Here is a 6,872-nt window from a genome sequence, read left to right on the forward strand (position 1 = left end):
CCGCAAGACAGGCGGGCGGCAACAGGAGAGACGAATGCGGTTGTTGTTTTTGGGTGCCGGCGGCACGGGTGGTTATTTCGGCGGACGCGCCGCCCAGGCGGGCGCGGACGTGACGTTTCTGGTGCGTGAGCCGCGTGCGGCGCGCATCAGCGAGCAAGGCTTGCGCATTCAAAGCCCGTTGGGCGACGTGACGCTGCACCCGAAGGTGGTCACGCAGCAAACCTTGCAAGGCCACTACGACGTCGTCGTGCTCAGCTGTAAGGCGTATGACCTGGCCAGCGCCATTGACGCCATCCGCCCGGCCGTTGGCCCCGACACGGCCGTGCTGCCCATCATGAATGGTGTGTTGCAGTACGACGTGCTGGACCGCGAGTTCGGACCGCAACGTGTGCTGGGCGGGCTGTGCCAGATCAACGCCACGCTCGGCCCTGAAGGCGAAGTGGTGCATCTGGGCAAGCACGCCAACATCGTCTTTGGCGAACGCGCCGGCGCGCCGCGCAGCGAGCGCTGCGTGGCGCTGGAGCAGGCCTTGGCGGGCGGCGAATACGCCAGCCGTCTTAGCGAAGACATCTACCAGGACATCTGGGAAAAGTACGTCATGCTGACGACGCTGGCCGCCGCCACCTGCATGATGCGTGGCTCGGTCGGGCAGATTGCGTGCACCGATGATGGCATCGGCATCCTGCTCAGCCTGCTGAAAGAAACGCAAGCCGTGGCCGCCGCGTCCGGCTATGCCGTGCGTCCGGAAGCGGATGCCGCCGCACAAAAGCTGATGACCGACCGCACGCAACCGATGACGGCGTCCATGTTCCGCGACCTGCGCCAAGGGCTGCCGGTCGAGGCCGACCACATCGTGGGCGACATGATTCACCGCGCCCGCGCGCTGGGCGTGGACGCGACGTATCTGCGCGTGGCGTATGCGCACTTGCAGGTCTATCAAGCGCAGCGCGCAGCGGCTTGAGTTCGGTCGATTGGTGCATAACTTGCAAAAAACTCTTCCGATTTTCTGGGTTTTTTGTTCGGATTTGACCGAATAGTATGGATTTGCCTGAACCGGGGCGTGTTGTGGCGCATGTTGCGCCGCCCGCCCCGGTTCTTCCTCCCTAGGAGCAAGACCATGAAAATTGCATTGATCGGCATTACCGGCCGCGTCGGTTCCCGCGTTGCAGACGAACTGCTCAAGCGCGGCCATCAAGTGACGGGCATCGCCCGCAATCCGGCCGACGTCAACGTCCAGCCCGGCCTGACCGTCCAGCAAGGCGACGCCACCGACCCCGAAGCCCTGACCCCGCTCTTGACCGGCCACGATGCCGTCATCAGCGCTACGCGTTTTGTGTCAACCGACGCCAAGCCGCTGTTGGCCGCCGTGAAGAACGCGGGCGTGCCGCGTCTGCTGGTGGTGGGCGGCGCGGGCAGCCTCTTGGTGGCGCCCGGCAAGCTGCTGATCGACACGCCTGAATTCCCCGACGCCTACAAGCCCGAAGCCCGCGGGGGCGTTGTGTTCCTGGACACGTTGCGTCAGGAAAAAGTGCTGAACTGGACGTTCATCTCGCCGTCGGCATTGTTCGAACCGGGTGAGCGCACGGGCACGTTCCGCGTGGGCGATGACTATCTGCTGGCCGACGACGAAGGCAAGAGCTGGATCTCGATGGAAGACTACGCCATTGCCCTGGCCGATGAATTGGAAACGCCGAAGCATTCGCGCCGCCGCTTTACCGTCGGGTACTAAGCAGCAGGCTGTGCAAGGAAAAAGGAGCCCAGGAGTCTGCAAAGGGCTCCTTTTTTCATTGTGCGCCGGGGCCGAATCCCGCGCTTTTGTTTGTAAACTGGCAGACCGCCAACCGGCGTCACCCTGAGTTGTTCTGTATGCGTATGAAGTGGAAATCCTTGGCCGCCTGTGTACTGGCCGCGTCCCACTGCCTGGCGGTTGCGCCGGCGCTTGCGGCTGCGCCCCAGTCGAACAAGGAGATCGTTGTCGCGTTCTTTCGCATGATGTTCCAAGACCGCGAGGTCGACGAAGCGGTGCGCCTGTATGTCAGCCCCAACTACGTGCAGCACAACCCGTACATGCGCGATGGCGTCGGCCCGATGGTGGATTTCTTTCCGCCCTATTTCGATCAGCATCCGCAAGCCATCGTCGACATCAAGCGCGTGATCGCCGAGGGCGATCTGGTGGTGATTCACAACCAATGGCGCGATTCGCCGGAAGACCGTGGCCAGGCGGTGGTGGATATCTTCCGCGTTGAAAAAGGCAAGATCGTCGAGCACTGGGACGTCAGCCAGGAAATTCCCGAGAACCCCGCCAACCAGAACGGCATGTTCTAAAGAGCGAATCATGTCCCACATTGAACCGGTCGAACTGGCCCGCGCGTATCTGCTGTTGAACCACGGGCCGACGGTGCTGGTCACCAGCGCTCACGGCGATGCGCAAAACGTGATGGCGGCGGCGTGGGCGATGCCGTTGGATTTCAGCCCACCCAAGATGCTGGTGGTGGTGGACAAGAACACCTACACGCGCGAGCTCATCGAAGCGTCGGGCGAATTCGCGTTGTGCATTCCGTCGCGCGCGCAGGCAGCTGCTACGTTGAAGGTGGGCTCGGAATCCGGCCGCGATGAAGACAAGTTTCAGGCCAGCGGCCTGGCCACGTTTCCGGCCAGCAAGATCGGCGCACCGTTGGTGGCTGACTGCCTGGGCTGGCTGGAATGCAAGGTCGTGCCCGAGCCGCACAACCAGCAGGCTTATGATCTGTTCATCGGCGAAGTCGTGGCCGCCTGGGCGGCGCCGGATGTGTTCTCGCAGAACCGCTGGCACTTCCCGCAAGACGACCGGCGTTCGGTCCACTATCTGGCCGGCGGCTCGTTCTTCGCCACCGGCGAGGCCTTCAACGTTTCAGAACCGGAGTAGCCCTTATGCGCAGCGTGTATCTCGCGGGTTTCGATGTATTCCTGCCCGATGCCGTGGCGCATGGCCAGCGGCTCAAGGCGCTTTGCGCCACGTACGGGTTTGACGGCTTGTTCCCGTTGGACAACCTGGCGCCCAAGGACTTGTCGGGCCAGGCGCTGGCGCAATGGATCTATCGTGAAAACGTGGCGTTGATTCGCCGCGCCGACATGGTGATGGCCAACCTGAATCCGTTTCGCGGCGCCGAGCCCGATTCGGGCACGGCCTTTGAAGTGGGCTACGCCATTGCCTGCGGCAAACCGGTGTGGGGCTACACGAGCCACGCCGGATCGCTGATCGACCAGGTGGCCGTGGGCGCGGCGGCGGACGATGGCGCGTCGCGCATGGTGGATGCCGAAGGCTACACGGTGGAAGACTTCGGCCTGAACCTGAATCTGATGCTGGCGTGCAGCGCCCGCATCGTGGTGGGCAAGGCATCCGATTGTCTGGCCCGCATGGCGCAAGACGCCGCCCGATAGATCAGGCGCGCGTTTTATCAGGCGTCAATCTAATCAGGCGGCAGCTTTGCGGCGCGGTGCTTTCTTCACCGCTGCCGTGGCGCCGCCGGTTTTGGCGGCGGACTTCACGGCTTTCACGGCCCTGACCGCCTTCACCGCTTTCTGCGGCGCGGCGCCGCCCGGCGTCGCCAGATACCCCATCACCGCATCGACCACGGCTTGTTCAAGCTGCTTGGCGTCGAAACCCGCGGGCGGTTCCAGCGCCATCGCATGCACCAGGGATTCCATGATGCGCAGCACGACGTAGGTCGCCAAGTCCCGGTCTTGTTGCGCGATTTCGGCGCGGTGCAATTCCAGCAGGTGCCGCATGCGCCGGTGGATGTCCTGATCCGCCAGGCTGTGTTCGCGCGGCGTATCGAATAACGGGAATTCACGCTCCAGCACGCGGTGCAGCGCGGGCTCCAGCAGGTGCGCGTGCAGCATGGCCTGAACGATGGCGCCCACGCGCTCTTTCAGCGTGGCGGCGGGGTTGCTGTTCAGGACGTCGTCAATGACATCCAGCATCTGGTTGTCGTGGCGCTGATGCAGCGCGGCGATCAATGCGTTCTTGTTCGGAAAGTACTGATACAGGGAGCCGACGCTGACCCCCGCGGTTTCGGCGATCAGGTTGGTGTTGGTGCCCGCATAGCCGTGCGTGGCCAAAACGCGAGCCGTGGCTTGCAGAATCGTGTCGACGGTGTGCTGGGACCGGAGTTGGCGCGGTGATTTCCGGGGCTGGGGGATGGCGGTCATGGATGCGTTGAAAGGCGAGTATCAAACCTGAGCAATGGCTCATAAAATTTGCAGCAGGCAATCCGAGTTGTCACCCGCAAGCGCGGATTATGCCATCGACGAATTCTCCGCGATGGTTTCGGATTGTCATGACCCTTTCAAGGATTTTTCATGTCGAACGTTTCGACGGCCGGGGCTATGCCCACGGCCCGTGGACCCGTGCGCTCTGTTTTTGCGCAATTGCTGCCATTGGTCCTGGCAGTGTTCATCGGATTTTTCATGGTTGGGCTGCCGATGCCGGTGCTGCCTCTGTATGTGGACGGCACGCTGGCGATGGGGGCGGTGGTGGTGGGGGTGGTGGCAGGCTTGCAGTTCGCCGCCGCCTTGTTGTCGCGCGCCTACGCCGGCGCGCTGGCCGACCGTCGCGGCGCCAAGCGCGCGGTGGTGGCCGGCTTCTTGCTGGGTTCGGCGGCGGGGCTGCTGTATGCGTTGGCCAATATGTTGTCGGCCCAGCCGCAGGCGGCGCTGACGGTGTTGCTGGCGGGCCGCGCGGTGATGGGCTGCGCGGAAAGCCTGATCGTCACGGGCGCGCTGAGCTGGGGCGTGGGCCGCGTGGGGCCGCAGAATGCGGGCCGGGTGATGGCGTGGGTGGGCGTGGCGATCTATGCGGCGTATGCGCTGGGCGCACCCGCCGGCATGCGGCTGTATGACGCTGCCGGTTTCGGGGGCATTGCGTGGGCGACGGTGTTGATTCCGCTGGCGGCTTTGGCGCTGGTGTTGCCGCAGACCGGGTCGCCTGCGTTGAACGGGGTGCGCACGCCGTTTTACCGCGTGGTGGGGATGGTGCTGTTGCCGGGTTTGGGCCTGGCGTTGACGAGCGTGGGCTTTGGCGTGATTACCGCGTTTGTCAGCCTGTTCTTTGCGCAACGCGGCTGGGACGGGGCAGCGTGGATGTTCAGCGCGTTTGGCGTGGGCTTCATTCTTGCGCGCGTGTTTTTTGCGGGGCTGCCGGACAAGCTGGGCGGCGCACGTGTGGCGCTGGTGTGCGTGGTGATCGAGGCCGTGGGTCAGTGGCTGATCTGGTCAGGCGCAACGCCGTGGTGGGCGTACGCGGGCGCGTTCTTGACGGGTGCGGGCTATTCGCTGGCGTTCCCGGCATTCGGCGTAGAGGCCGTGCGGCGCGTGCCGGCGGCAAGCCGTGGCGCGGCGATGGGAGCGTATGTGGCGTTTCTGGATGTGGCCTTGGGCATCAGTGGCCCGGCGGCGGGTTGGCTTGCCGCGTTGCAGGGGTATGGCGCGGTGTATGCGATGGGCGGCGCGTGCGCGCTGGCCGCGGTGGGGGTGGCGTGGGTGCTTAAGCGTTCAGCGTAGTCTCGTTGAGTCACTACGCAGCGGGGCGGCGGTTGGGGTGGTTTCCCGATCGCCGCCCCGCTGCGTTTTGGCGCGAAGGTCTCGCTTAGACCGTGGCGGCCATTTCCAGGACTTCGTCGTCGACGGGAGTGGCTTCTCCGTCTTTCAGCTTTTGCAGGTGGTCGGCGAGTTCGGCGATGGTCAGGGCGACCAGGCCGTGTTGGGCGGCGTAACGTTCGAGCGAGGCGCCGCGCATCATGGTGCCGTCGGCGTTCATCAGTTCGCACAGGACGCCGGCGGGACGCAGGCCGGCCAGCACGGCCAGGTCCACGGAGCCTTCGGTGTGGCCGCGGCGGGTCAGCACGCCGCCGGGTTGGGCGCGCAAGGGGAATACGTGGCCGGGGCTGACGATGTCTTCGCTTTGTGCCGACGGCGAGATGGCGGCGCGGATGGTGGTGACGCGGTCAACGGCGGATACGCCGGTGCTGACGCCTTCGCGGGCTTCGATGGAGACGGTGAAGGCGGTGGCGAAGCGGCTTTGGTTGCGCTGGACCATGGGGGGGAGTTCCAGGCGGTCAAGCGTTTCGCCGGGCAGGCACAGGCAGACGATGCCGCTGCCGTCACGAATCAGCTGAGCCATGACGGGCACGGTGAGCTTGTCGGCGGCGACGATGAGGTCGGCTTCGTTTTCGCGATCGAAATCATCCATGAGGATGACGGGGCGGCCCAGGCGCAGGTGATGCAAGGCGCGCTGCAGGCGAGCGGCGAACGGTTGTGAAGCCAGGCTGGGAAGGGACTGCGGGGTATTGAGGTTGGACATTGTTGAAACGCTCTCGCAAATTTAAGGGGGCGAAAAACGTTTCAGGGCTAATCGACAGCCGAACGCAATACGGCTTGCCAGGCGCGTGTGGCGCCCGGGTGACCGGCGTTGTGTCGGCACATCTTCTCTCATCCGGACTATGACCGTCGGCTCTGGCATTTCACCAGATCTGCTGACCCCGATGTCCGAAGACGCCGGGCGCTCGCGGGCTCACCACATTGCATGGCATACCGCCGGTGGGGAATTGCACCCCGCCCTGAAGACGTACTGCATGTCGTGTTAACGACTTTGCGGATTGTACGCCTGTCTGGGGTTGTGGTTGGAATGGGCGTTATGTGGGTGGGGTTTTGTTTTTGGGTGGCTTGGTTTTGGGGACGGGCTATGGGTTCTTTTGACGTCAGGCGTGTGGGCGGGCCGGGGTGCGCGGGGCAACGATTGCGGTCCGGAGCCTTCGCTCCGGACTGCCCCCTTGTCATCTTCGTCACCCGCCGTTGGCGGGTTCCTTCAGATTCCCTCGGGCTTATCGACGCCC

Annotated in this window: 8 protein-coding genes and 1 riboswitch; of the genes, 6 read left to right on the forward strand and 2 right to left on the reverse strand. The window is 64.3% G+C overall.

Going from position 1 to position 6,872, the window contains the following annotated elements:
- Nucleotides 1–34 precede the first annotated feature (34 nt).
- The 5 genes from panE to AC1DSJ_RS26370 all read left to right on the forward strand — a co-directional run bounded on the left by panE (nt 35) and on the right by AC1DSJ_RS26370 (nt 3,420).
- Nucleotides 35–961, forward strand: coding sequence for a 2-dehydropantoate 2-reductase (panE, locus tag AC1DSJ_RS26350; RefSeq protein ID WP_441372499.1), 927 nt, complete (start codon nt 35–37; stop codon nt 959–961).
- A 156-nt stretch (nt 962–1,117) separates the two neighbouring features.
- Nucleotides 1,118–1,729: an NAD(P)-dependent oxidoreductase gene (locus AC1DSJ_RS26355; protein ID WP_054420938.1), complete on the forward strand. Its 612-nt coding sequence runs from the start codon at nt 1,118–1,120 to the stop codon at nt 1,727–1,729.
- Between the two features lie 137 nt (nt 1,730–1,866).
- On the forward strand, nt 1,867–2,325 hold the full coding sequence (locus tag AC1DSJ_RS26360; RefSeq protein WP_054420939.1) for a nuclear transport factor 2 family protein: 459 nt from the start codon (nt 1,867–1,869) through the stop codon (nt 2,323–2,325).
- Between the two features lie 10 nt (nt 2,326–2,335).
- Nucleotides 2,336–2,905: a flavin reductase family protein gene (locus AC1DSJ_RS26365; protein ID WP_054420940.1), complete on the forward strand. Its 570-nt coding sequence runs from the start codon at nt 2,336–2,338 to the stop codon at nt 2,903–2,905.
- A 5-nt stretch (nt 2,906–2,910) separates the two neighbouring features.
- A complete protein-coding gene (locus tag AC1DSJ_RS26370; RefSeq protein WP_175170471.1) occupies nt 2,911–3,420 on the forward strand; it encodes a nucleoside 2-deoxyribosyltransferase in 510 nt (169 codons plus the stop codon).
- Between the two features lie 33 nt (nt 3,421–3,453).
- Here the strand turns inward: AC1DSJ_RS26370 and AC1DSJ_RS26375 are convergent, their stop codons facing one another.
- The gene (locus tag AC1DSJ_RS26375; protein WP_342067951.1) at nt 3,454–4,191 is read right to left on the reverse strand and encodes a TetR/AcrR family transcriptional regulator; all 738 of its coding nucleotides are present in this window, start codon (nt 4,189–4,191) and stop codon (nt 3,454–3,456) included.
- 150 nt (nt 4,192–4,341) lie between these two features.
- On the opposite strand from AC1DSJ_RS26375, the gene AC1DSJ_RS26380 reads away from it, so the two are divergent.
- Complete coding sequence (locus tag AC1DSJ_RS26380; protein WP_054420943.1) at nt 4,342–5,541, forward strand: MFS transporter; 1,200 nt, start codon at nt 4,342–4,344, stop codon at nt 5,539–5,541.
- A gap of 85 nt (nt 5,542–5,626) precedes the next feature.
- Here the strand turns inward: AC1DSJ_RS26380 and ribB are convergent, their stop codons facing one another.
- Nucleotides 5,627–6,340 (reverse strand): 3,4-dihydroxy-2-butanone-4-phosphate synthase, encoded by a 714-nt coding sequence (gene ribB, locus AC1DSJ_RS26385; protein WP_175170472.1) that lies wholly within the window; start codon nt 6,338–6,340, stop codon nt 5,627–5,629.
- Between the two features lie 116 nt (nt 6,341–6,456).
- A riboswitch (FMN riboswitch) is annotated at nt 6,457–6,608 on the reverse strand.
- Nucleotides 6,609–6,872 lie beyond the last annotated feature (264 nt).

The organism is Achromobacter sp. 01N37 (assembly GCF_056399725.1).